This is a genomic window from Xanthomonas axonopodis (genome assembly GCF_001304695.1).
Lineage (GTDB): Bacteria > Pseudomonadota > Gammaproteobacteria > Xanthomonadales > Xanthomonadaceae > Xanthomonas > Xanthomonas axonopodis.
Genome location: NZ_JFAQ01000198.1, coordinates 1 through 1016 on the forward strand (window position 1 = coordinate 1; position 1016 = coordinate 1016).

Genomic DNA, 1016 nt, shown 5'->3' on the forward strand with positions numbered 1-1016 from the left:
GCAAACTGCATGCCGACAAGGCCGACGACATCGACCGTTGCCGCAACGCCCTCAAGCAGCGCGGCATCATTGCGCGGATTGCACGCAAGGGCATCGAACGCAACGACCGCCTGGGCCAGCATCGCTGGGTCGTCGAGCGCACGCACGCTTGGTTTGCCGCCATGGGCAAGCTGCGTATCCGCTTCGAACGCCGCATCGATATCCACTTGGCGTTGCTCTCGCTCGCATGCTCCATCATCTGCTTACGCATGCTTCCTGGGTTTTGTTAGCCGCTCTTAAAAGTGCACGAGAGTACAGGCAGGCTGCGCTCTTTAGCATAGGCATGTCACGTAACCTTGGAGTGCACGTACGCTTCAGTCCCGTCGAGGCATCTGATTATGATTTCATTGCAATCTGGGAAGGGAGAAGTACACGGCACTTTGCACCGATTCAATTGAAGGAGCTGGTTCCGGAATCACTCAACAGCTCGTCCAACATTCAAGCAATCATCGATGGCTTGACAAAATACTCTTCAAATTCACTCACTGTTGGCATATTCCTAAATCGCCAAGGCACCTTTGATCATCGGGAGCTGCGGATTCCAACGCTTCGGATCGGCGCGCTATGGTTTGTTTTTACAACAACACAAGATCAATCGCAGTGGATACTTTACGGAGATATCTTGGGCCAAGCCCACGCGACTACGTTTGAGTATCCGACTTAGAGCGGCTAACAAAACCCAGGAAGCATGCGTAAGCAGATGATGGAGCATGCAAGCGAGAGCAACGCCAAGTGGATATCGATGCGGCGTTCGAAGCGGATACGCAGCTTGCCCATGCCGGCAAACCAAGCGTGCGTGCGCTCGACGACCCAGCGGTGCTGGCCCAGGCGGTCGTTGCGTTCGATGCCCTTGCGTGCAATCCGCGCAATGATGCCGCGCTGCTTGAGGGCGTTGCGGCAACGGTCGATGTCGTCGGCCTTGTCGGCATGCAGTTTGCCTGGCCAGCGTCGCGCACGCCCTGGTTTTCCACCGATCG

The 1016-nt window shown here is 56.2% G+C and carries 2 protein-coding genes; one reads left to right on the forward strand and one right to left on the reverse strand.

Features of this window, described 5'->3' with window-relative positions:
- On the forward strand, positions 1-269 hold a 269-nt coding region (locus XAXN_RS16790; protein ID WP_054320398.1), incomplete at its 5' end, for a transposase.
- Between the two features lie 439 nt (positions 270-708).
- Here the strand turns inward: XAXN_RS16790 and XAXN_RS16795 are convergent.
- The coding region (locus XAXN_RS16795) for a transposase (RefSeq protein WP_054320399.1) at positions 709-1016 on the reverse strand (308 nt) is incomplete at its 5' end.